The sequence below is a fragment of the Novosphingobium oxfordense genome (assembly GCF_044029435.1).
Classification (GTDB): domain Bacteria; phylum Pseudomonadota; class Alphaproteobacteria; order Sphingomonadales; family Sphingomonadaceae; genus Novosphingobium.
Window position 1 is genome coordinate 723209 of sequence record NZ_CP147005.1, and the last position, 22610, is coordinate 745818.

Sequence of the window (22610 nt, forward strand, 5' to 3'; positions counted from 1 at the left end):
ACATCGGCGGCATGGCGGGAGACGGCTATGCCAGGCGACATGCAGGATTGGGACCTGCGCGTATCGGGTCTGATTGATCACGCCGCGCGTGAGCACGGCAATCGCGAAATCGTCACCCGCTGGGCGGACGGTGCCGTTACGCGCACCAACTGGGCCGGCATTCGCCGCGATGCGCTGAAGCTGGTGCAGGCGCTCCGCCGGATCGACATTTACCCCGGTGAGCGCGTTGCCACCCTGGCGATGAACCATGGCCGCCATCTCGCCGCGTGGTACGGGATCACCGGCGCGGGCTGCGTGCTCCATACCGTCAACCCGCGCCTGTTCGACGACCAACTTGCCTGGATCGTCAATCACGCCGAAGATCGGCTGCTGTTCTACGATGCTGCCTTCCGCCCCATCGTGGAACGCCTTCTGCCGCTCTGCCCGAAACTGGAACATGCGATCTGCTTCGATTCGATCGAATGGGGCATGGATTTCGACGCATGGATCGCCTGCGAGGATGGCGAGGCGCATTGGACGACCGGGTGCGAACGCTCTCCTTGCATGCTCTGCTATACCAGCGGCACCACCGGGCAGCCGAAGGGCGTGGTCTACACCCATCGTTCGCAAGTGCTGCACACGTTGGCGATGATCGCTCCCTCTGCGCTGGATCTAGCGCCGCGCTCGGTGGTCTTGCCGATCGTGCCGATGTTCCATGCCAACAACTGGGGGCTGCCGTGGGCCTGTGCCGCCAGCGGGGCGAAGATGGTCTGGAGCCAGACCAACGACCCCGATGCGCTCTGCACGTTGATGCGCGAGGAGGGGGTGACCCACGTGGCGGGTGTGCCCACCGTGTGGTTCTCCATGTTCGAACATCTGGAGCGGACCGGGGGCGAGCTTCCGCCGATTAGACAAGTGCTGTCCGGCGGCGCGTCGGTCCCGGCCAGCGTGGTCGAGCGGCTAATGCGCGCGGGCGTGCGGGTGGTGCAGGCTTGGGGCATGACCGAGACTTCGCCCATCGCCACGGTGACTTACGAGCCGGCGGATTGGGACGGGATGACGTTCGAGCAGCAGGTGGCGGTCAAGTCCAGCCAGGGCCGGCCGCTCTACGGCGCGGAAGTGCGAGTGACCGCGCTGGACGATCCGAACCGGGAGCTGCCGCATGATGGCGACACTTCGGGGGCGCTGCAGGTGCGCGGCCCCTGGACCGTGCAGCGCTATTTCCGGGCCGAAGACGATGCGGTCGATAGCGCCCAGTGGTTCGGGACGGGTGACGTCGCCACGATCGCGCCCGACGGCACGCTGCACCTGACCGACCGCACCAAGGACCTGATCAAGTCAGGCGGGGAGTGGATCAGTTCGGTGGAGCTGGAAAACGCCGCAGTCGGCCATCCCGACGTGCTGGAGGCGGCCGCCATCGGCATTCCGCATCCTAAATGGGATGAGCGGCCTTTGCTGGCGGTCGTGCGGAAGCCGGGCGTTACCCTCGCAGCGGCCGACCTGCAGAACTATCTGGCCGGCAAAGTGGCACGCTGGTGGTTGCCCGACGCCATCGAGTTCGTAGAGGAACTGCCGCACACCGGCAGCGGCAAGCTGGACAAGAAGGCGCTGCGGCGCCTCTATGCCGATTACTCGCTACCGGCCTGAGGCGGGATCCTTAATCCTTGTGGTTAAGGTTGTCGGCAGCATCCTTCGCTGCATCGCCGACCTTGTTCGCGGCATCGCCGACATCCTGCGCGGCGTTGGCGACGGCATTGTCGCGGGCACTCTCGCTCGCGCTCTGGCGGCTGAATAGGTAGATGCCGCCGATCACCGCGATCAGCAGCGCCAGCGCCATTATGATACCCGCGCCGCCGCCGGAGCCACGCTCGCGAATGACGGTGGTGGTATGGACCGGCGCTTCCGGCGCGCGATCGGTCTCCACGATCCTTTCCTCCATGTCGGGCCTCCTGTCCTGTCCCGTTCGATGGAGGAGAGAACACGCCAAGCCCGGTCCGGTTGCCGGCGGCGCTTCAGCGATCCCGATATTCGGGCACGCGGCGCGCGCGGAAGGCGGAGACGCCCTCGGCGAAATCCTCGCTCATCAGCATCATCACCTGTTGCCGGTCTTCCAGCGCCATCGCGTCCGATAGCGAGCGTGCGTCAAGGTTGCGGTTGATCGCATCCTTGGTCAGCCGAAGTCCCATCGGGGCATTGGCCAGCATCTCATCCGCGACGGCCAGTGCCCGGTCCAGCAGATCCTCACGCGGGACGATCATGCCCAGCAAGCCGTGGCGCAGCGCGGTTTCCGCGTCCATGAAGCGGCCCGTCAGCATGTATTCCGCCGCTACCGACGCGCCGACCATGCGCGGCAGAAAGTAGCTGCATCCCAGATCGCATCCGCCCAGGCCGACCTTGATGTAGGCGGCGTTCATCTTGAGGTCCGGCGTGCCGTAGCGAATGTCGCAGGCCAGCAGCAGCGAGAAGCCGGCCCCGCAGGCGGCGCCATGGCCCAGGCCGATGATCGGCTGCGGGCAGGCGCGCATCAGTTCCAGCAGCCCGGCGATCGAGCGCTGAAGGTGCCAGCAATGCTGCAACGCCCCGCGCGAACGGTCGTTGTCCCACCCGGCAAGGTCCAGCCCGGCGCTGAAATGCCGGCCATCGGCGCGCAGCACCACTACGCGCACGTCCTGCCGATCGGGCAACTCCGTGAAGTATTCGCGCAAGGCGAATGTCATGGCTTCGTCAAACGTATTGAGCGCTTCTGCGCGGTTCAGTGTCACCACCTCGACCGCGCCACGCGTTTCGATGACTATCGGGTTATCGGACATCGCACCCTCCCTTGCTCATGGGGCCCTTGCTCATGGGCAAGCCCTAGGCGGCCGCGCGGAACGCCGACACGACCGCAAAGGAACGGGCTTTTGTCTAAAACAGAGCGAGTTGCCCGTCTCTGCTCGGCGGCCGGAATTGCGAGCAGTCGAGCGCGACTTGCGGCTTGCCGAAGCCCAGCCGCCGCATCGCCACTGCAAAGCGCTGCCGGAACACTTGTGCCCACACGCCATCGGGCCTCATGCGGGAAAAGAACTGCGGATCGTTGTCGCGCCCTTCGCGCATCGACTGAATGGTCGCCATGACCTTGCCGGCGCGGTCCGGGAAATGGGTGTCCAGCCATTCGCGGAACAACGGGGCGACTTCGTGGGGCAGGCGCACGATGATCCACGACGCGCTGCGAATTCCGCGCTCCGCCGCGGCCTCCAGAATGCCTTCGATATAGGTGTCGGTGATCGCCGGGATCACCGGTGCCACCGACACGTGCGTGGGCACGCCCGCTTCGGCCAGCTTGCCCAGCGCGGCAAGGCGCTTGGCAGGGGCAGCCGCGCGCGGCTCCAGCAGGCGGGAGAGCGCCGGGTCCATGCTGGTGACCGATACGGCCACGTGGGTCAGGTTGTGGCGCGCCAGTTCGGCCAGAATGTCCAGATCGCGCACCACCCGGTCAGACTTGGTGGTGATCGTTACCGGATGGCGCACTTCCAGACAAAGTTCGAGTATCTGGCGCGTCAGCCCGTAGCGCGCCTCGATCGGCTGGTAAGGATCGGTATTGGTGCCCATGGCGATGGGGGCAGGGCGGTAGCTGGGCTTCGCCAGCGTTTCGCGCAGCAGCTTTACCGCCTGCGGCTTCACGAAGAGCTTCGTTTCGAAATCGAGGCCGGGCGACAGGTCGTGATAGGCGTGGGTGGGCCGCGCAAAACAGTAGATGCAGCCGTGCTCGCAGCCATTGTAGGCATTGATCGAGCGGTCGAACGGAACGTCCGGCGACTTGTTGAAGGACAGGATCGTGCGCGGCGTCAGTTCGGTTACCGTGGTGCGCAGCGGCGGCGGTTCGCCGTCGATATCGGCCGACGCGTCCAGCCAGTCGCCATCGGCCTCCCGCTGGTGAAGGTTGAAGCGCGTGCTGGCCTGTCCGGAGACGGCCCCTCTGCCCTTGTGGACTCGCATTCCAACATTGTGAACATAACGGGAACAAAAGGCAAGTGAGTCGGGCTCGGTTGATCTTGTGTTCGGCTGGCCCTACGCATGCCGATCTTCAAAGGAGTTCAGATGGCAGGGGCAGTACGCAGGATCGGGGCGGAAACGTCGGCTACGCGGGCGCGTATCGTGGAAGCGGCGGTCGACCTGATCCGGGACGAAGGCTATGCCGCCGCCAGCACGCGCCGAGTGGCGGCCCGTGCAGGACTGAAGCCCTCGCTGGTGCATTACTATTTCCCCACCACCGACGATCTGCTGCTGGAAGTCTGCCGCCAGGGCGCGGCGGATAGCGACGCGATGATCGAGCAGGCACTGGCCAGCGACGATCCCGTACGCGCGCTCTGGGGCTTCTTCGTCGATACCAGCCGCACTGCGATGTCTCTGGAATTCATGGCGCTGGCCAACCATCGCCCCGCCGTGCGTGAGAAGATGGCGGAGCACAGCGTCGCCATGCGCAAGCGCCAGGTGGAAATCATCGAGCACTTGTTCGGCGATCGCCTGAAAGTGCTGGAAGGGTTCGATCCGGCGGGCCTTGCGCTGATGCTGGCCGGGATCGGCCGCTGCATCGTCATGGAAGAGGGGCTTGGCGTCACCGATGGGCATGCGCAGGCCCGGGCTACGGTCGAATCGTGGCTGGACCGGCTCGAAGCGAAGCCCTGACACGCGACTTGTCCGGCGAAACGCGCGCTGGCGATTGATTGCAGCGGCACTCCACGCTTGTTTGAACAGGCGTTCAGTCCATGATATCGCCCTCTCCGAACGCTGCACGGCGGCGTAATGTTGTTTGGAGAGTTTGCACGATGTCGGTCGCGACCAAGACCCAGCTGAAGGCAGAGGCGCTCAAGCCGAAGATCGGCAGCCGCGTTCTCAATACCAAGGAAGAACTGCTCTCGGGCGAGATCGCGGCGGAAATTCGCGAACTGCTGGAAGCGCGCGGTGTGCTGGTGTTCCCGCAAGTGAATTTCAGCGATGAAGAGCAGATCGCCTTTACCAAGACGCTCGGCACATTCGCGCCGGAGCGCAAGGGCGGTGACGAAGTGATCTCGAAGATCACGCTGGACGCCAAGGAAAACCCGATGGCGGCAGAGTACCTGAAGGGTTCGCTCTACTGGCATATCGATGGCACCCGCAACGACGTGCCGATCCTGGCCTCGCTGCTTTCCTGCCGCGTGCCGAGCCCCAGGGGCACCGGCAACACCGGTTTCGCCAACACCTACGCCGCGTTCGAGGATCTGCCGGCCGACAAGCAGGCCGAATACGAGCAGTACCGCGTGGTTCACGGGCCTTGGGCCAGCCTGTTCTACTATGAGCCGGAACCCAGCCTCGCCAAGCTTCAGGGCTATGCCCAGATCGGTGAGCAGGAACTGCCGCTGGTGTGGAAGCACAAGTCCGGCCGCAAGAGCCTGGTGATCGGCTGCACTTCTGCGCAGGTTATCGGCAAGTCGGCGCTGGAAAGCGCGATGATCATCCACGGTCTGCGCGAATGGGCGACCGGGCCTGAGTTCACCTACAGCCACGAATGGGAAGTCGGCGATCTCGTCATGTGGGACAATACCGGCACCATGCACCGCGCCGAGGCGTACGACCCGAATTGCGGCCGCATGATGCACCGTACCAAGCTCGAGGGCGAAGAACCCTTCGAATAAGGTTGGCACCAAAGGCGTCGGGGGGCGCCGTCCAGCCATCCTTTGCAACCCGCCGGGCCTTCGGGTCCGGCGGGTTCTTTTATGGCTCACGGGGCAGTTCTTGACGCTGCTTGCAAGCGTGCTGTACGAATGTTCAGCAAATGAACGCCGCAGAGCGTCTGGGAGAGCATTCGATGGCAACGACTTCGATTCCATCCGCCCATTGGAACGTTTCCGATGCCGCGCCCGAGATTGGTGCGGTGATCCGGGCCGACAAGGATACGCTGCTGTCCGGCAGCCGGGCCGCGGAAATCCGCGACCTGCTGGAAGCGCGCGGCGTGCTGGTGTTCCCCGAGTCCAATTTCACGGATGATGAGCAGATCGCCTTCACCAAGACCCTCGGCACTTTCGCGCATGAAGTGCATGAGCAGGCGGGCAAGGATGGCGACAATGTCTATCCGATCACGATGGACACGCGGATCAATCCGAACGCCGATTACCTGAAGGGCGCGTTCTTCTGGCATATCGACGGCACCATGTCGCAAGTGCCGATCCGCGCCTCGATCCTGTCGAGCCGCAAGCTCTCCGAAGAGGGCGGCGATACCGAGTTCTGCAATACCTACGCAGCCTATGACGCGCTGCCCGAAGAGGACAAGGCCGCGATCGAGGGGCTGCAAGTCGTTCATTCGCTCTGGCGGTCGCAGCTCTATCACCAGCCCGAGCCGAGCTACGAATTGCTCATGGCGTGGAAGTCGCGCGGGGAGAATACGCTGCCGCTGGTCTGGACCCACGAATCGGGGCGCAAGTCGCTGGTGCTGGGCAATACGGCGCAGCAAGTGGTCGGCATGGACTGGGCCAAGAGTGAGGAACTGCTGGTCCGCCTGCGTGACTGGGCGACGCAGCCGCGCTTCGTCTATCGCCACAAGTGGACGCTGGGCGAGACGGTGATCTGGGACAACACCGGAACCATGCACCGCGCCACCTGGTATCCGGCTAATAGCGGCCGGCTGATGCACCGTACCAAGCTGGAGGGCGAGGAAGCCTTCGCCTGATGGGCTGAGGCTTTTGGCCCGTTGATCCGGCAGGACAGGATCGTTCTGCTGCACCGGTTGCGTAAATAATCTCCGTCATCCCCGCGAAGGCGGGGATCCCGCTTGTTCTTCTTCAGGCGCGCGGACCGATCCGTCCCGGCAGACGTCTCAGCCTGACCGCTAGAAAGCGGGACCCCCACCTTCGCGGGGGCGACGGTGGAAAAATACGACAGAAACGCGGTTTGGTGAGGCGCCCATGCTCACCAGCCTGTCGCTGACAAAAGAAAGCCCTCCGCCTTTGCAGGCGGAGGGCTTTCTTCGAACTCAGGTCCAGTCAGACGCCGAATCTGAGTTGGGGGCTCAGGCCCAGGCAGCCATCTTGGCTTCGAGGTTCTTCACGATTTCCTCGAAGAACTGCTCGGTGGTCATCCAGTTCTGGTCCGGACCGATCAGCAGGGCGAGGTCCTTGGTCATCTTGCCGCTTTCGACGGTTTCGATGCAGACCTGCTCCAGCGTCTCGGCGAACTTCACCACTTCCGGCGTCTCGTCGAACTTGCCGCGATAGGCGATGCCGCGCGTCCAGGCGAAGATCGAGGCGATCGGGTTGGTCGAAGTCGCCTTGCCCTGCTGGTGCTGGCGGTAGTGACGGGTGACCGTGCCGTGGGCGGCTTCCGCTTCGACGGTCTTGCCGTCGGGCGAGAGCAGGACCGAGGTCATCAGGCCCAGCGAGCCGAAGCCCTGTGCAACGGTGTCCGACTGCACGTCGCCGTCGTAGTTCTTGCAGGCCCAGACGAACTTGCCCGACCACTTGAGCGCCGAGGCGACCATGTCGTCGATCAGGCGGTGCTCGTAGATGATGCCGGCGTCCTTGAACTTCTGCGCGAAGCCCTCGTTGTCGAACACTTCCTGGAACAGATCCTTGAAGCGGCCGTCATAGGCCTTGAGGATGGTGTTCTTGGTCGACAGGTAGACCGGCCAACCGAGGTTGAGGCCATAGTTGAACGAGGCGCGTGCGAAGTCGCGGATCGATTCGTCCAGGTTGTACATCGCCATGGCGACGCCCGGAGCCGGGAAGTCGAACACGTCGAGGTCGATCTTCTCGCCGTTCTCGCCGTCCCACACCAGGCGCAGCTTGCCGGCGCCGGGGATCAGGGTGTCGGTGGCCTTGTATTGGTCGCCGAACGCGTGACGGCCGACAACGATCGGGTCGGTCCAGCCCGGAACCAGGCGGGGAACGTTCGAGATCACGATCGGCTCGCGGAACACGACGCCGCCCAGGATGTTGCGGATCGTGCCGTTGGGCGACTTCCACATCTTCTTGAGGTTGAATTCGGTCACGCGCGCTTCGTCGGGCGTGATGGTCGCGCACTTCACGGCAACGCCGAATTCCTTGGTGGCGTTGGCGGCATCGACCGTGATCTGGTCGTTGGTTTCGTCGCGCTTTTCGACCGAGAGATCGTAGTACTTGAGATCAACGTCGAGGTAGGGAAGGACCAGTCGTTCACGGATCCACTGCCAGATGATCCGCGTCATCTCATCGCCGTCCATCTCGACGATGGGGTTCTTGACCTTGATTTTCGCCATTCCTGAAGACTCCCCTGGGGATAGAAATTGGGCGTCTCTTAGGCAGCGGCGGAGCGGTTAGCAAGGCAGGTATCGGCCCGGCGACGCGCAATGCGCGGCAGCGCGCTTGCATGGTGCGGCATGATCGGCTGGCATGATGGGTGGTGCATCGTCAGGCGGCTCGATCAGCTTTCGGTATGATCCTCATGTGCTTTGCGCAGCCGGTGCGTGGTCCAGGCGACGAATGCGACCACGAAGGGCACGCTGATGCCGGTGGCCAATTCGTAATCGGGCCAATGCCATGCCGCGTGCGAGGCCTTGGCCAGATAGCCGACCAGACTGACGGTATAGTAAGAGATCGCCGCGACGGAGAGGCCCTCGACCGTCTGCTGCAGGCGCAACTGCATGGCATTGCGCCGATCGAGCGAGGCCAGCAGGTCGCGGTTCTGCGCCGCGATCTCGGTATCGATGCGCGTGCGCAGAAGTTCGGCGGTCCAGGTGACGCGCCCGGCCAGATCGTCAAGCCGCTGCACGAAGCTGGCACATGTCTGCACGGCCGGGTGGAGGCGTCGCTGGGTGAAGCCCACCAGCGTCTGCCCGCCGCCGACGTCGCTGACCGCAAGCGACTGCACGCGGTCGTCGCAGATCGCCGCATAGGCGGCGGTTGCGCTCATGCGATAGCGGGTGGTGGCGGCGATCTGTGCGATTCGGGAGCCAAGTTCGCCGATTGCGTGGAGCAGTTCCTCGCGCGGGCGCACGGCATGGTCGATATCGGCGCTCAGCCGGGCCAGGCTTTCCTCGATCCGCCGCAGTTCGGGGCCGTGCTCCTGCGCGGCGGGCAGGCCGAGCAGCGCGAGCTTGCGATAATTGCCCAGTTCCAGCAGCGACTGGGCAAGGGCGGGGATGCGGCGCGGATCGTCATCGCGCACGGCCACGAACATTCGACCGAAACCGGAGTGGAGGCGGAAGTCCGACCAGATTCGCGCATGGCCGGCATGAACATCGCAGACGACCAGATCGTTGGCGTCGAACCACTGTTCCAGATGCTGGGGAAGCCGGCCGGGATCGCCGGTGCGGCAGATTGCCAGGAAACTGGAGCGGATGATCGCGCCAGGCATCCGGTCGAGCCATGGTGCGATGAATGGTGCAAAGGCCTCCTCATCGAATGGCGAATCGAAAGCGCCGGTAATGATGAAGTTGTAGGTGGCGAACTCGCTGTGGCGTTCCCAGACGAGCGTGGCGCCGCCCAGGTCGATCACCGCGTGACGGGCGCCCTTGGCATCGAAGTGGACGGCTGCGGCATCGAGTTCGGCATCGCTGGCCAGCAACACGATTTGCATCAGGCGGGCGGGAGCGGAGAAGGGCGGCAGCTTTCGGCTGTGCATCTCCGCCGTCAGGCTGGCGCGCTCAGGCCGGCTGCGCCGGGCCATTTCGGCGCGAATCTCGTCGAACATGGCTGCCGTTGCCTTTTGCGATTGGCGTTGCCTTTGATGTTCCGTGTCGGAGTGTTGCCCGCAAGCGCTAAAAGTGGTGACGCAGTTGCGTTTTGGACCAATCGCCTTTTTCGGAATCGCGAAGCCGGGACAGGTTGGCCGGGGCGGGAGTGATTTCACTCGGGTAGCGGTCTAGCGGCCGCCCCTCAGTCCGCGAGGACTGGCTCCCGACACTTTCTCATCCGAGGGGACTGCGGGTGTGGGCTGGACAAAGAAAAACCCCGCGAAATCCGAGGATTTCCGGGGTTTCTCGAATGGTGGGCGTAGCAAGGATTGAACTTGCGACCCCTACGATGTCAACATAGTGCTCTACCACTGAGCTATACGCCCGCACCATTCGGTCAGTCCGTAGCGGCGTGGTGTGCCGCTCGGTGGAGTGGGCCTCTAACGGTGACCCATCCGGTTGGCAACCCGCTTTTTCAAAAAACTTCGGCTTCCGATTTTCGTGCCTGTGGATTGCCTGTGGATGAAACGCGTTAGAGCTGCGCGTGCTCGGACAGGCCGAAGACGCGCTGCACTTCCATCACGATGTCGCGCAAGTGGAACGGCTTCGACAACACCTTGGCGTGCGGAGCCTCTCGACTGGCGCGCAGGGTAACTGCGGCGAAGCCAGTGATGAACATGACCTTGGTAGTGGGCGAAATGTCGGCGCAGCGCTGCGCCAGTTCGATTCCGTCCATCTCGGGCATGACGATGTCGGAAAGCAGCAGGTCGAAATGCTCGCGTTCCAGCAGGGGCAGTGCGGCAGTGCCCCGGTCGACGGCAGTAATGTCGTAGCCGGCGTTCTGCAAAGCCCTGGCAAGGTAGGTGCGCATGGCCTGGTCGTCTTCGGCAAGCAGGATGCGGATCATCGGCGTTATGTCCTGAATCGTTCGTAGACAGCGCGTCGCGCTGGTTAAGGCCATAGACATAGCGCTTAACCCGTTAAAATTCTCGTCCGGAAAAAGCGGGTGACCGGATACGGGACGCTTTGACTTGCACGGGGCGAAGCGCCAGTTTTGGGGGATGGTATCGGGTTCCGGCGAGAGCGATTCGCAAAAACAGTCCGGGGGCTGGATTCCCGGCGCTTCGGGCATACCGGCTTTCACTTTCGAAGGGGCGGAGCCTTCCATCCTTCCCGTGCTGATCGCCGTGCCGCATGCCGGTCGGGCCTATCCGCGCGCCTTGCTGGACGATCTGCGCCATCCCGATTCGGTCGCCCTGCGGCTGGAGGATCGCTACGTGGATCGGATCGCCCAGGCGGTTGCGCGTGAGACGGGTGCCGGTCTCCTGCTGGCACAAGCGCCGCGGGCGATGATCGATCTCAATCGCGCGCCTGACGATATCGATTGGGACATGTTCGGTCGCGCTGCCCGCCCCGAATCGCCGGGCCTGCCCAGCCGGCGCGCGCGCAGCGGGCTCGGGCTGATTCCCCGGCGCCTGCCCGGCGTGGGTGAGCTATGGCGCAGGCGGCACGAGCGGGCCGATCTTGCCGCGCGTATAGAAGGCATCCATCAGCCTTATCACGACGCACTGGCGCGGCATCTGGCCGCCTTGCGCGATCGGTGGGGGGCGGCCCTGCTGCTGGACCTCCATTCGATGCCGCCCCTGCCTGCGCGGATAGGCGGAGAGCCGCCGCGATTCGTCGTCGGGGATCGCTTTGGGGCCACTTGTCATGGCAGCCTGATCGCGGGCGCCTTTTCCTGGTTTGCGGCGCATGGCGCGATTGCCGCGCATAACCGGCCCTATGCCGGTGGCTATGTGCTGGAACGCCATGCCGTTCCGGGGGAGGGGATCCACGCCATCCAACTGGAGGTGGATCGCAGTTGCTATCTCGATTCGCACCTGTCGGAGCCAGGGTCTGGCTTGCCCGGAACGATCGAACTGCTGACGGGGCTGGTTCGCCATCTGGCGGCGGGCGTGAGCGAATTGGGCGGGAAGGATTGGGATCAGGCTGCGGAATGATTCGCGGCTAACCATTCGCGGCTGGCCAAGGCCTTCGCGGGGCAAGTGTCGCCAAAACCGCAGGTTTGCCCAAGACATTAAAAAACCACCTCGCGCGATGCGCGAGGTGGCCAAGGTTCAGGGAGGAGGTGCACGATGTGCACCAACCCGACCGGGCCATGAGGGTAGCGCCGATCAGGCGCTGCCAACTTAGCAAACCTTGGCCGACATTCAACCCTTAGAATGAAGCAAAGTGTAACGACTTTGCAAGGCCGTGGATAAAAGCTGACACAGATTGGGGTGAGAGTGTGACAAAAATGTCAAAAATCTCTCACCCCATTGGATCTCCCGGCTTGAAAAGCCGGTTTAAGGTCAGGCGTTGGCCGGGATCTGCGGGCCCTTGCCCTGCGAAACCTGGCGACCAAAGATGTCGCGAACCAGGTCGAGCGAGAAGAGGTGGGCGTAGATCAGCGGCAGCATGCCGTTCTGGTTCCACTGGCGCAGCACGTCACCGCGCATTTCGCGCAGCTTGGTTTCGTCCACCATCTGGAAGCCGCGATAGGTGAAGGGCTGGCCGGTGCCGATGTCGATGTTCAGCTCGCCTTCCATCAGCAGGTTGTGCTTGGCCAGCTCAGCCATGAAGTTGGCGGTCTTGGTGCCGGCGATCTCGAAGTTCTCGCAGAACTTGAGCATGTTCTTCGTGGCGTCGGTCGGCTCGCCTTCGTTGAACAGGGCTTCGCCTTCTTCCATCTCGCCGACGAGGTCGCTCGACGGGTCGATGCAGAGCGACAGCTCTTCACTGTCCGGACGCAGACGTGCCAGCATGAAGGGATAGCGGCGGGCATAGGCCGGGATGTAGACCGGCTGGCCGACAATGCCTTCATCGTCGACAAAGACGTTCACGCCTTCGTTCATGCCCATCAGGATCAGCGGAACCGGATTCTCACCCGAAGTGAAGATGATCGGGTAGTGGCGCTGGGCCTGCGGAAATTCCTCAACGGTCAGCGGCACCGAGTTTACGCCGACCAGCCAGGTGGCCTTGTCGGTCGAACGGGTCTTCCAGCTGGCGTGCTGCTGGGAATTCAGCGGCACAAGGTCCTTGTAGAACAGGGGCAGGGCAGGATTCTGCGGCGCGGTGGCCATTGCGATACTCTCCGCAAGTCTGGGAAATTTCCAAGAGCGCCGCTTTATAAGGCGAAGGGAGCGCACGCAAGCGCGCTCCCGGGCCGAAACGGGGATATCCGGCGAGTCGCTTAGATCAGCTTGCCGGGGTTGAGCAGGCCCTGCGGATCGAGCGCCTGCTTCACCGCATGCAGGATCGACAGCGCCACCGGATCGCCAAGGCGCGCCAGTTCGTCGCGCTTGAGCTGGCCGATGCCGTGCTCTGCCGAGATCGAGCCGCCCCATTCGGTGACCAGATCGTGGACGTAACGGCTGATTTCCTTGCCTTCGTGGGCCTGCCAGGCGGCGCCGTCGGTCACGCTGGGGGCGATCACGTGGTAATGCACGTTGCCGTCGCCCAAGTGTCCGAACGCGACGGCTTCGGTGCCGGGCCACTTCGCCTCGATCATCGGCGCCGTGGTCTCCACGAAGTCGGGCATCTTCTCGACGGGGACCGAGATGTCGTGCTGAACGGCCGGGCCGCGCGCGCGTTCCGCCGGGGCAACCGATTCGCGCAGCAGCCACATGGCCTCTGCCTGCGCTTCGCTGGTGGACATGGTGGCGTCTTCCAGCATTTCCGCCTCGAAGGCATCGGCCATCATCGCCTCGCAGCGGTCGCGCAGAGTGTCGGCGGCGGTCCGGTCGGCGACGACTTCGATCAGCACGTGCCAGCCATGGCGCCCTTCCAGCGGCGCGCGCGCGTCGGGCATGTGTTCCAACACGGCGTCGAGGCAGGCCTGCGGCATCACCTCGAACCCTTCCAGCGCATTGCCGGCGGCATCCTCGCAATGGAGCAGCAGCTTGCGCGCGGCGCCCAGCGTGGGCACGCCGGCCCAGATCACCACGCGTTCGGCAACGGCGGGCTCCAGCTTCAGAGTGGCGGCGGTGACCATGCCCATCGTCCCTTCGGAGCCGATGAACAACTGCTTGAGGTCGAACCCGCGATTGTCCTTCTTGAGCGGGGTGAGCATCGAATAGCCGCGGCCATCGGCCAGCACGACCTCAAGCCCCAACACCAGTGCGCGCATGGAGCCATGGCGAAGCACTTGCGTGCCGCCCGCATTCGTGGAGATCAGCCCGCCGACCGTCGCCGAGCCCTTGCCGCCCAGCGAGAGCGGAAAGCGCAGGCCTTGTGCCTCGGCGATTTCGTGCAGGTTCTGGAGCACCACGCCTGCCTCGCACGTGATCTGGCGCGCTTCGGCGTCGAAGTGGCGAACCGTTGCCATGCGGCGCAACGAGACGAGGAGGGCGTGGCCGCCTTGATCGGGCGTGGCGCCGCCGGACATGCCGCTGTTGCCGCCTTGCGGGACGATCGCGATGCCGTGTCGGGTGCAGAGTGCGGCCAGCGCCGAAAGCTCTTCGGTGGTGGCCGGCGATGCCATGGCCAGCGCCTTCCCGGTGAAGCGGCCGCGCCAGTCGGTCAGCCAGGGGGCCAGCAGATCGGCATCGGCGGTAAGGCCGCGCGGGCCCAGCAGCGCGGCGGCTTCGGCCAGGAATGCATCGGCGGAGTGGGCGGCGGGCGCCTGGGTGGGGCTTTCGGTGATCGTCATACGGGCGATATGGCACAGCCGCCTGTTGGTTTCACGTGGTTTGCAGCCGGGACGGCTTGCCGTTTGGGTTAAGCGGTGGTTCAAGCTCCAGCACTAAGGGGAGGGGCGCGGCCTTGTTGCGCTCCAGGCCGTTCGGGGATCAGCTCTTTTCATGAATCTAGCGTCAGTCCTGTTATATCCGCTCATGCTGCTGTTCCCGGCGGCAGGCGGAAGCGACCGGGACAAGGGTGATTCGTCGCACCCGAAGGAGGCGGTTCAGCCCGATTCGGCCGGCTATGCCACGCCGGAGGACGATGCAGCCGGCGGTTGGCCGGCAGGCTGGGCCGATTCGGTGGGGGCTCATCCGACCGGAGTTCATCCGTTCGCCATTTCCGCTTTTCAGGGACGAGAGGCGGGGGACGCCTGGCAAATCCGGATCGAGCAGCGCATGACCATCCGGATTTCCCCGCGCATGCCCTTGCCGGCGCCGCCCGATGGCGAAGATCCCATCTCGCTGCCCCAACGGGCTCCGCACTATGCGGAGCGCAAGATCGGCAAGTGTCTGCCAATCGCCGGAATTGCGGGCGTGCAGCCGGACGGTCAGCGCAATCTGCTGCTCTACATGCGTGATCGCCGGATCATCAGCGCGGAACTGGAGCGAGCCTGCCGCGCGGGTGCATTCTATTCCGGTTTCCTGCTCTCCCGATCGCCGGATGGGCAGCTTTGCGTGGATCGCGATACGCTTCTTTCGCGCAGCGGATCCAACTGCAAGCTGACCCGCATTCGCCAGCTCGTTGCCGCCGATCGCTGAGCGGGACAGTTAAATCGCCCCGCCTACGCGGATTTCCTTGACTTTCGGGGCGGTTCGGGCAAAGGGCCGCGCAGGTATACGTTCGGCCCGCGCGAAAGGCTTCGGCCCGCACTCGTTGCGATGCTTTGATGGCAGCATTGGCGATGGTAACATCGGCAGTGGCGAAATCGGCGAATACCCGTGCTTCCCTGAACTCCGGATAAACCAGTCTGCCTATGAGCTTTGCCGATCTCGGCCTGTCTGACGAATTGCTGCACGTGGTGGAAACCGCGGGTTACAGCGAACCGACTCCGATTCAGGCACAGGCCATTCCCCCGGTCCTCATGATGAAGGACCTTATCGGCATCGCGCAGACCGGCACGGGCAAGACCGCCAGCTTTGTGCTGCCGATGATCGACATTCTGGCCCATGGCCGGCGCCGCGCGCTGATGCCGCGGTCGCTGATTCTCGAACCGACGCGCGAACTGGCTGCGCAGGTTGCCGAGAATTTCGAGAAGTACGGCAAGAACCACGATCTGAAGATGGCGCTGCTGATCGGCGGCGTGCAGATGGGGGACCAGGTTAAGGCGCTGCAGGAAGGCGTTGACGTTCTGATCGCCACGCCCGGCCGCTTGATGGACCTGTTCGAGCGCGGCAAGATCCTGCTCACCGGCTGCGAAATGCTGGTGATCGACGAGGCGGACCGCATGCTCGACATGGGCTTCATCCCCGACATCGAAAGCATCTGTTCGAAGCTGCCGACCAACCGGCAGACGCTGCTGTTCTCGGCAACGATGCCGCCGCCGATCAAGAAGCTGGCGGACCGCTTCCTGTCGAACCCCAAGTATATCGAAGTCGCCCGTCCGGCCTCGACCAACACCAACATCGTCCAGCACAAGGTGGCGGTCCAGTCGCGGAAGAAGCGGGAGGTGCTGCGGCACCTGTTGAGGACGGACAACGTCACCACGGCGATTATCTTCGCCAACCGCAAGACCACGGTGCGCGAACTGGCCAAGAGCCTGAAGAGCCACGGCTTTGCCGCAGGCGAAATTCATGGCGACATGGACCAGCCCGCGCGTCTGGCCGAACTGCAGGGCTTCAAGGATGGCGCGATCAACATCCTGGTCGCCTCCGATGTTGCCGCGCGCGGCCTCGACGTGAAGGGCGTTAGCCACGTCTTCAACTTCGACACGCCCTGGCACCCGGACGATTACGTCCATCGCATCGGTCGCACCGGTCGTGGCGGCGCCACGGGCCGCGCCTTCACGCTTGTCGCGCCCGAAGATGCTGAGGCGATTGAAGGCGTGGAGAAGCTGACCGGCGGCAAGATTCCGGTGTTCGAAGTGGCGCTGGATGGTGCGGAGGCCGCGCCTGCGCGTTCCTCGCGCGCGTCGACCCGCTCGGCCGAGCGCGAAGAGAAGCCGCGCCGCGAAAAGCGTGAGCGTACCGAACGCCGTGAAGAGCGACCCGAGGAACGTCGTGAGGAGCGGGCCCAACGTCGTCCCGCGCGGGCAAGCGCGCCGGAGCGCGAAGCGCGGTCGGCACCCAAGCCGGCTCGTAGCGATGGCCGTCGCAACCGTCAGCGTGAGGAAGAAACGACGGACTTCGGGTGGAATGGCCCGATCCCCGAATTCCTCGGCGTGTCCGCGCTGGCCTGATGCAGATTTCGGGGAGCCATCGGCTCCCCGTTTTGCATTTCCAGATATTTAGCGGGGCAATCTCATGCCCTTTATCGGTATCGCGCTTGATGCGCGAAGCCCGGCTGTGCCAGATTTGCGGCATCGAGGCAGGAGACTTGGCGGATGCGGTCCGGAAGCAGAGGCGCGAAACTGGTTCTGGCACTATCGCTTTGCCTCGGCGCGGCCTGCGGCGCCCAGGCCGATCCGCAGACCGTCGTTCAGGTGGAAAACAGCAGTCTTGAAGGCATCGTTGCAGACGGTGTGATCAGTTGGAAGGGTATTCCCTTCGCCGCGCCGCCGGTGGGAGACCTTCGCTGGCGTGCACCGCAAGCCGCTGCGGACTGGGACGGCGTACGCAAGGCCGACGAATACGGCCATGACTGCATGCAGAAGCCGTTCGATGGCGATGCTGCCCCGCTTGGCACCCCGCCGGCGGAGGACTGCCTCTATGCCAATATTTGGCGGCCGGAAAAGGCGGAGGGCAAGCTGCCGGTGGTCGTTTGGATCTACGGGGGCGGTTTCGTGAACGGCGGGGCCTCGCCGCCGACCTATTCCGGGGCTGAGCTGGCCAGGCAGGGCGTGCTGTTCTTCAGCTTCAACTATCGCGTTGGCCGGTTCGGCATTTTTGCCCATCCGGCGCTGACCAAGGCCGATCAGGATGACGGCCTGCTGGGCAACTACGGCTATCTCGACCAGATTGCCGCGCTTTCCTGGGTTCAGCGCAATATAGAGGCATTCGGCGGCGATCCCGACAATGTGACGATCATCGGCGAAAGCGCGGGCGGGATGTCGGTGCACAACCTCGTCACCTCGCCCATGGCCAACGGTTTGTTCGACAAGGCGGTGGTTCTGTCCGGAGGGGACGGCACGCCGCTGGCCGACCCGGATCTCGCCTCGGCCGAAGCGGACGGCCTGCGCTTTGCGGAAGGCAAGGGCATTGCGCCTGACGATCCGGAGGTCGTGGCCAAGCTGCGCGCGCTGTCGGCGGACGATGTGGTGGACGGGCTGAACCTCGCTGCGCTTTTTGCGCCGTCGGATACGCCGCGCACTTTCGCGAGCCCGTTTCCGGACGGACGCATCGCGGTGGACCAGCGCAAGGCTTATGCCTCGGCCGAATTTCGGGAGGTGCCGATGATCATTGGCGCCACCAGCGATGATATTGGCGGCGTCACCGGCGGCATGATCGCGGGCGCGCGCCAGATTTCGGGGCTGGTGGCCGATCAGGGCGTTCCGGTCTGGGAATACCGCTTCGGTTATGTCGCCACTTCGCTGTCGGCCGAAGGCAGGGGGGAAAAGGGTGCGGCGCATGCCAGTGACATTCCCTTCTTCCTAGGCACGCAGGCGGTCAAGTACGGCGATGCCACCAGCGAGCGCGACAACGAAATGGGCCGGACCATAAGCGCCTATGTCGCCAATTTCGCGAAGACGGGGGATCCCAACGGGGCGGGGCTGCCGGCATGGCGTCCGCGTTCACGCCAGGGCGAGGCGATCATGGATTTTGCGCCGGACGGTTCGGCCACCTTCGGGCCCGATCCACTGCTGTCGCAGATCGAGGCAGCGCCGGACGGGCAATAGGCGTCAGATCACTGGGGGGTACCGGCGGAAGATTGCGTCCACGGTCCCAAGGACGGGCGCGTATTGCTGGCATGAAGCAGATGGGCGGGCATCCCCCAGCTGCCGGATGGAGTTCGCGATGGTTTGCAAAACCTAAACGCTCGTACGTTCGGATGATCCTGCAAACCATTTAAATGGCTGTTTACCAGCACTCAGTCAGAAATTTATCCGTGCCCGACCGTTTCGGTTGGGTGGGGGACTTCGATGACACTGGCTCGCCTGATCCATTTTGCGGAATGTGCATTTCTGCTTTTGCTTGCCTATCTGGTGGTTGGGCGGATGCTGCCGGCCATACCGCAGCATCCGCAGCTCTTGGTGTTTCTGATTGCCGAGCTGCTGGGTGTGGCGCTGATCCTGCTGCAGCGACCGGGTGACGTGGCGACGGGGCTAAAGACGGTATTGCTGGGCTTCGGCGGCACCGGTGCGGCGCTGCTGGTCGTGCCGAACGGCGTGCAACTGGCGCCCGATATCGTCTCGACCACGTTAATCGTCGGCGGCGTTGCGCTGTCGATCATCGCCAAGCTTTCGCTGCGGCGCAGTTTCGGGTTGGTGGCGGCCAATCGCGGCGTGAAAAGTGGCGGTCTCTATCGTCTGGTGCGCCATCCGATGTACATGGCCTATATCGTCAACCACGTCGGCTATCTGCTGCTTTACCTGTCGCCGTGGAACGTCGCGATCTACGCGCTGACCTGGATCCTGCTGTGGATGCGCACCGATGAGGAGGAGAAGGTCCTCCGCATCGATCCAAGTTATCGCGAATATGCGGCGAAAGTGCGTTCGCGACTGGTTCCCGGTGTGATCTGATATCTGGCCTGAGGCCCGCTCACACTTCGCTGGCGGGTTTCACGAAGCTGTCCAGCACGCGCTTGGCACCGGCCTGCTCGAAATCGATCTCCAGCTTGTTGCCTTCCTGCCCGGTGACTTTGCCGTAGCCGAACTTCTCGTGGAAGACGCGTGCACCGATCGCGATATCGGTGCGGGGCTTGGCGGCGAAGCTGGCGGCGCTGCGCGTCGATTCGGCGATGCGGCGCGGCTTGGGATCGTATTCCTGCGCTGCGGCGCGCTGCCAGCCGGGGCCGCGCGTCATCGTCCGTGCAGGCTGGGCGCGGGCCACTTCGGCGAAAGGATCGGCCATTTCCGTCCACTGCGCGCGCCAGAGCGAGGCACCGCCGGAAAGCGTGGTTTCCGCCTCGACATGGTCGTCCGGCAGCTCCGCGATGAAGCGAGAGGGAATCGAACTGGTCCACTGGCCATAGATGCGGCGATTGGCGGCGTGCAGGATCGTGCACTTGCGCCGTGCGCGGGTGATCGCAACGTAGGCGAGGCGGCGCTCTTCCTCCAGGCTGGCAAGGCCGCCTTCGTCCATCGCGCGCTGGGAGGGGAACACGCCTTCTTCCCAACCGGGCAGGAACACGTTGTCGAACTCCAGCCCCTTGGCGGCGTGCATGGTCATGATCGTGACCTTCTCCTCGTCCGACGCCGCATCGTTGTCCATCACGAGGCTGACGTGTTCGAGGAAGTCGCCCAGGCTTTCGTATTCCTCCATGGCGCGGGCGAGTTCGACCAGGTTTTCGAGGCGGCCCGCTGCTTCCGGTGTCTTTTCGGCCTGCAGGGCATCCGTATAGCCGCTCTCGTCCAGCACGGTGCGCATGAGGTCGGCCGGGTTCTCGGTGCCCGACAGATCGCGCCAGCGCGCAAAATCGCGCATCAGCGAGAGGAAGGTGTTGCGCGCACGGGCGGGCAGTTCGTCGGTATCGGCAATCTCGATCGCGGCCATGGCCAGCGGGATGGCCCGGCGGCGGGCGAGGGTGTGCAGCGCCTCCAGCGCCTTGGCGCCAAGGCCGCGCTTGGGGGCGTTGTAGATCCGCTCGAACGCAAGGTCGTCTGCAGGTTGAGCGATTACGCGCAGATAGGCGAGGGCGTCGCGAATTTCGGCGCGCTCGTAAAAGCGGAAGCCGCCGATAATGCGGTACTTCATGCCGATCGAGATGAAGCGGTCTTCGAACTCACGCGTTTGGTACTGCGCGCGCACGAGGATGGCGACCTGATCGAGCGGGGCGCCTTCGCGTTCCAGCCGCTCGATCTCGTCGCCCACGCGGCGTGCTTCCTCCGGCGCGTCCCACACGCCGATCACGCGGACTTTCTCACCGGGATGGCGTTCGGTCCACAGCGTCTTGCCCAGGCGCTGGGTATTCTCGCCGATCAGGCCCGAGGCAGCGGCCAGGATCTGCGGTGTGGAGCGATAGTTCTGCTCCAGCCGGATCACCTTGGCGCCGGGAAAGTCCTTTTCGAATTTAAGGATATTGGCCACTTCCGCGCCGCGCCAGGAATAGATCGACTGGTCGTCATCCCCCACCACGCAGATGTTCTTGCGCTCCTGCGCGATCAGCCGCAGCCATAAGTATTGGACCTGGTTGGTGTCCTGATATTCGTCCACCATCACGTATTTGAAGCGCTGCTGGTATTGCTCCAGCACTTCACGATTGGTGCGCAGGATGTTGAGCATGTGCAGCAGCAGGTCGCCGAAATCGCAGGCGTTCAGCGTCTTCAGGCGGTCCTGATAGAGCTGGTAGAACTTCTGGCCCCGCCCGTTGGCATAGGCCTCGTTCTCGCCGGCATCGAGATCGGCGGGGTTGAGGCCGCGATTCTTCCAGCGATCGATGCAACCGGCCAGTTGGCGCGCGGGCCAGCGCTTTTCATCCAGCCCCTCGGCCTGGATAAGCTGCTTGAGCAGGCGAAGCTGATCGTCGGTATCGATGATCGTGTAGTTTGGCTGAAGCCCCACCAGTTCGGCATGGCGGCGCAGCATCTTGGCGGCGATAGCGTGGAAGGTGCCCAGCCAGGGCATCCCCTCTACAGCGGGGCCGATCAGGTGGCCCACACGCTCCCGCATTTCGCGCGCAGCCTTGTTGGTGAACGTGACACAAAGGATCTCGCTGGGCCAGGCAAGGCGGCTGCGGACGAGATGCGCCAGCCTGCGCGTAAGCGCCGCCGTCTTGCCCGTGCCGGCCCCTGCCAGCATCAGCACCGGACCTTCGGTGGTCAGCACCGCCTCACGCTGGGGCGGGTTCAGCCCCTCGACAAGCGGGTCCGAAGCGGGGTCAGTCATGGGGGATTGCAGATCGTTCACCCGTGAACATCTAGGGAACGGGGCATCGCGGCGCAAGGCCGCTTCGTCGCATCGGCGGAACAATCCCCGGCACCGGGCGTCGCTTTCGCATAACGATCATACGGAGAGAGATGCCATGCGTATTTCCCTGTTGGCCGGGGCGGCTGTTCTGTCACTCGCCGCGCTGTCCGGCCCCATCCAGGCCCAAAGCACCGCCGGCGATGTCGCCCCCGCGCCCGAGGCGCCACCATCGCCCGCCGCGCCTTCCGATTCCGGTGCGATGACACCCGACCAGAAGAGCACTTACGATGCCTGGCCGGCCGACATGAAAGCCGACTACGATTCGTGGACGCCGGAGTACAAAGCCTACTTCTGGAGCCTGTCTGGCGAGCAGCAGAAAGGCTATTGGGCGATGACGGCCGATCAGCGCGGCCAGATCTACAAGATGAGCCCGGACCAACAGAAGATCGCCTGGACCGCCGTGGCCCAGCAGCTCAACGGACAGAAGCCGTCCACGCCGATGGCGCAGGCGAACCCGCCGGGTGAGGGCATGCCGACTACCGGCGTACCGGACCCGCAGGCGGCCGGCCAGTCGGTGCCGCCCGCCATGCCGGCGGACGAAAACTATCAGGGCGGACCCTACAAGGGGGCGCTTACTCCGCCGCCGGCAACGGCGATGGAAAAGGACTATCCGGTCTGCACGAAGAAACTTCAGGACAATTGCCGCAATCGCGGCGGCAAATGATCTGTGAAAATTTAAACAGAACTATCTTTGTTGGCGGGAACCAGAACCCGTCCGGTGAATTTCACCGGGCGGGATTCGTCTCGTCATTGGAGAAAACCGGATGTCCCGTTACTTGCTTATGCTTGCTGCCGCCGTCGTCGCGGCTCCTCTCGGAACGGCTGCCATGGCAGCGCCTCCGCCTCCCCAACAGAAGGCCGACGTGACCGCGCGCGACAGTCGTGGCCGGCCGACCGAGGTTTCGATCGACGGCCAGACTTACAAGGTCTGCTCGGCTACGGTGAAGGACAGCTGCATCAACCCGAGCCAGATCGGGGTAGTCCGCAGCACGCCCAAGAAGGCCAAGTCGGCCCACAAGAAGTAACGC

Annotated in this window: 20 protein-coding genes and 1 tRNA gene; 11 read left to right on the forward strand and 10 right to left on the reverse strand. The window is 64.1% G+C overall.

Annotated features, from left to right (window positions below; genetic code table 11):
- Window positions 1-27: 27 nt before the first annotated feature.
- Window positions 28-1626 (forward strand): long-chain fatty acid--CoA ligase, encoded by a 1599-nt coding sequence (locus WBP07_RS03225; protein ID WP_395394244.1) that lies wholly within the window; start codon window positions 28-30, stop codon window positions 1624-1626.
- A gap of 10 nt (window positions 1627-1636) precedes the next feature.
- Here the strand turns inward: WBP07_RS03225 and WBP07_RS03230 are convergent, their stop codons facing one another.
- The 3 genes from WBP07_RS03230 to WBP07_RS03240 all read right to left on the reverse strand — a co-directional run bounded on the left by WBP07_RS03230 (window position 1637) and on the right by WBP07_RS03240 (window position 3954).
- On the reverse strand, window positions 1637-1918 hold the full coding sequence (locus WBP07_RS03230; protein WP_395394245.1) for a hypothetical protein: 282 nt from the start codon (window positions 1916-1918) through the stop codon (window positions 1637-1639).
- Between the two features lie 73 nt (window positions 1919-1991).
- Window positions 1992-2789 (reverse strand): enoyl-CoA hydratase/isomerase family protein, encoded by a 798-nt coding sequence (locus tag WBP07_RS03235; protein ID WP_395394246.1) that lies wholly within the window; start codon window positions 2787-2789, stop codon window positions 1992-1994.
- Window positions 2790-2883: 94 nt separating this feature from the next.
- Window positions 2884-3954, reverse strand: coding sequence for a PA0069 family radical SAM protein (locus WBP07_RS03240; protein ID WP_395394247.1), 1071 nt, complete (start codon window positions 3952-3954; stop codon window positions 2884-2886).
- 102 nt (window positions 3955-4056) lie between these two features.
- Here WBP07_RS03240 and WBP07_RS03245 point away from each other — a divergent pair, with 102 nt between their 5' ends.
- The 3 genes from WBP07_RS03245 to WBP07_RS03255 all read left to right on the forward strand — a co-directional run bounded on the left by WBP07_RS03245 (window position 4057) and on the right by WBP07_RS03255 (window position 6661).
- Window positions 4057-4644, forward strand: a complete 588-nt coding sequence (locus tag WBP07_RS03245) for a TetR/AcrR family transcriptional regulator (RefSeq protein ID WP_395394248.1) — start codon at window positions 4057-4059, stop codon at window positions 4642-4644.
- A 140-nt stretch (window positions 4645-4784) separates the two neighbouring features.
- Window positions 4785-5630: a TauD/TfdA dioxygenase family protein gene (locus WBP07_RS03250; RefSeq protein WP_395394250.1), complete on the forward strand. Its 846-nt coding sequence runs from the start codon at window positions 4785-4787 to the stop codon at window positions 5628-5630.
- A gap of 173 nt (window positions 5631-5803) precedes the next feature.
- Complete coding sequence (locus WBP07_RS03255) at window positions 5804-6661, forward strand: TauD/TfdA dioxygenase family protein (RefSeq protein WP_395394252.1); 858 nt, start codon at window positions 5804-5806, stop codon at window positions 6659-6661.
- A gap of 339 nt (window positions 6662-7000) precedes the next feature.
- Here the strand turns inward: WBP07_RS03255 and WBP07_RS03260 are convergent, their stop codons facing one another.
- The 4 genes from WBP07_RS03260 to cpdR form a co-directional block, all read right to left on the reverse strand.
- Window positions 7001-8224, reverse strand: a complete 1224-nt coding sequence (locus WBP07_RS03260; RefSeq protein WP_395394253.1) for an NADP-dependent isocitrate dehydrogenase — start codon at window positions 8222-8224, stop codon at window positions 7001-7003.
- Between the two features lie 164 nt (window positions 8225-8388).
- Window positions 8389-9657, reverse strand: a complete 1269-nt coding sequence (locus WBP07_RS03265; RefSeq protein ID WP_395394254.1) for a DUF3422 family protein — start codon at window positions 9655-9657, stop codon at window positions 8389-8391.
- A gap of 294 nt (window positions 9658-9951) precedes the next feature.
- A tRNA-Val gene (locus WBP07_RS03270) sits at window positions 9952-10026 on the reverse strand.
- Between the two features lie 146 nt (window positions 10027-10172).
- Window positions 10173-10547, reverse strand: a complete 375-nt coding sequence (gene cpdR / locus WBP07_RS03275) for a cell cycle two-component system response regulator CpdR (RefSeq protein ID WP_395394255.1) — start codon at window positions 10545-10547, stop codon at window positions 10173-10175.
- 154 nt (window positions 10548-10701) lie between these two features.
- Between cpdR and WBP07_RS03280 the strand changes: the two genes are divergently transcribed.
- Entirely contained in the window at window positions 10702-11640 is a 939-nt protein-coding gene (locus tag WBP07_RS03280; RefSeq protein ID WP_395394256.1) for an N-formylglutamate amidohydrolase, read from the forward strand.
- A gap of 351 nt (window positions 11641-11991) precedes the next feature.
- Here WBP07_RS03280 and WBP07_RS03285 read toward each other — a convergent pair whose 3' ends face one another.
- Window positions 11992-12762, reverse strand: coding sequence for a SapC family protein (locus WBP07_RS03285; RefSeq protein ID WP_395394257.1), 771 nt, complete (start codon window positions 12760-12762; stop codon window positions 11992-11994).
- Between the two features lie 110 nt (window positions 12763-12872).
- Window positions 12873-14330 carry an FAD-binding oxidoreductase gene (locus WBP07_RS03290; protein ID WP_395394258.1) on the reverse strand — a complete coding sequence of 486 codons (1458 nt, stop codon included), beginning with the start codon at window positions 14328-14330 and terminating at the stop codon, window positions 12873-12875.
- Between the two features lie 151 nt (window positions 14331-14481).
- On the opposite strand from WBP07_RS03290, the gene WBP07_RS03295 reads away from it, so the two are divergent.
- From WBP07_RS03295 to WBP07_RS03310, 4 genes are all read left to right on the forward strand, one after another.
- Window positions 14482-15120, forward strand: coding sequence for a hypothetical protein (locus WBP07_RS03295; RefSeq protein ID WP_395394259.1), 639 nt, complete (start codon window positions 14482-14484; stop codon window positions 15118-15120).
- 215 nt (window positions 15121-15335) lie between these two features.
- The gene (locus WBP07_RS03300) at window positions 15336-16757 is read left to right on the forward strand and encodes a DEAD/DEAH box helicase (protein ID WP_395394260.1); all 1422 of its coding nucleotides are present in this window, start codon (window positions 15336-15338) and stop codon (window positions 16755-16757) included.
- A gap of 144 nt (window positions 16758-16901) precedes the next feature.
- Window positions 16902-18353: a carboxylesterase/lipase family protein gene (locus WBP07_RS03305; RefSeq protein ID WP_395394261.1), complete on the forward strand. Its 1452-nt coding sequence runs from the start codon at window positions 16902-16904 to the stop codon at window positions 18351-18353.
- A gap of 243 nt (window positions 18354-18596) precedes the next feature.
- On the forward strand, window positions 18597-19196 hold the full coding sequence (locus tag WBP07_RS03310) for a methyltransferase family protein (RefSeq protein WP_395394263.1): 600 nt from the start codon (window positions 18597-18599) through the stop codon (window positions 19194-19196).
- A gap of 19 nt (window positions 19197-19215) precedes the next feature.
- Here WBP07_RS03310 and WBP07_RS03315 read toward each other — a convergent pair whose 3' ends face one another.
- Window positions 19216-21501: an ATP-dependent helicase gene (locus WBP07_RS03315; protein ID WP_395394264.1), complete on the reverse strand. Its 2286-nt coding sequence runs from the start codon at window positions 21499-21501 to the stop codon at window positions 19216-19218.
- A 136-nt stretch (window positions 21502-21637) separates the two neighbouring features.
- Here WBP07_RS03315 and WBP07_RS03320 point away from each other — a divergent pair, with 136 nt between their 5' ends.
- Both WBP07_RS03320 and WBP07_RS03325 read left to right on the forward strand, forming a co-directional pair.
- Window positions 21638-22246, forward strand: a complete 609-nt coding sequence (locus WBP07_RS03320) for a hypothetical protein (protein WP_395394266.1) — start codon at window positions 21638-21640, stop codon at window positions 22244-22246.
- A 163-nt stretch (window positions 22247-22409) separates the two neighbouring features.
- Window positions 22410-22607 carry a hypothetical protein gene (locus WBP07_RS03325; protein WP_395394268.1) on the forward strand — a complete coding sequence of 66 codons (198 nt, stop codon included), beginning with the start codon at window positions 22410-22412 and terminating at the stop codon, window positions 22605-22607.
- Window positions 22608-22610: the final 3 nt, after the last annotated feature.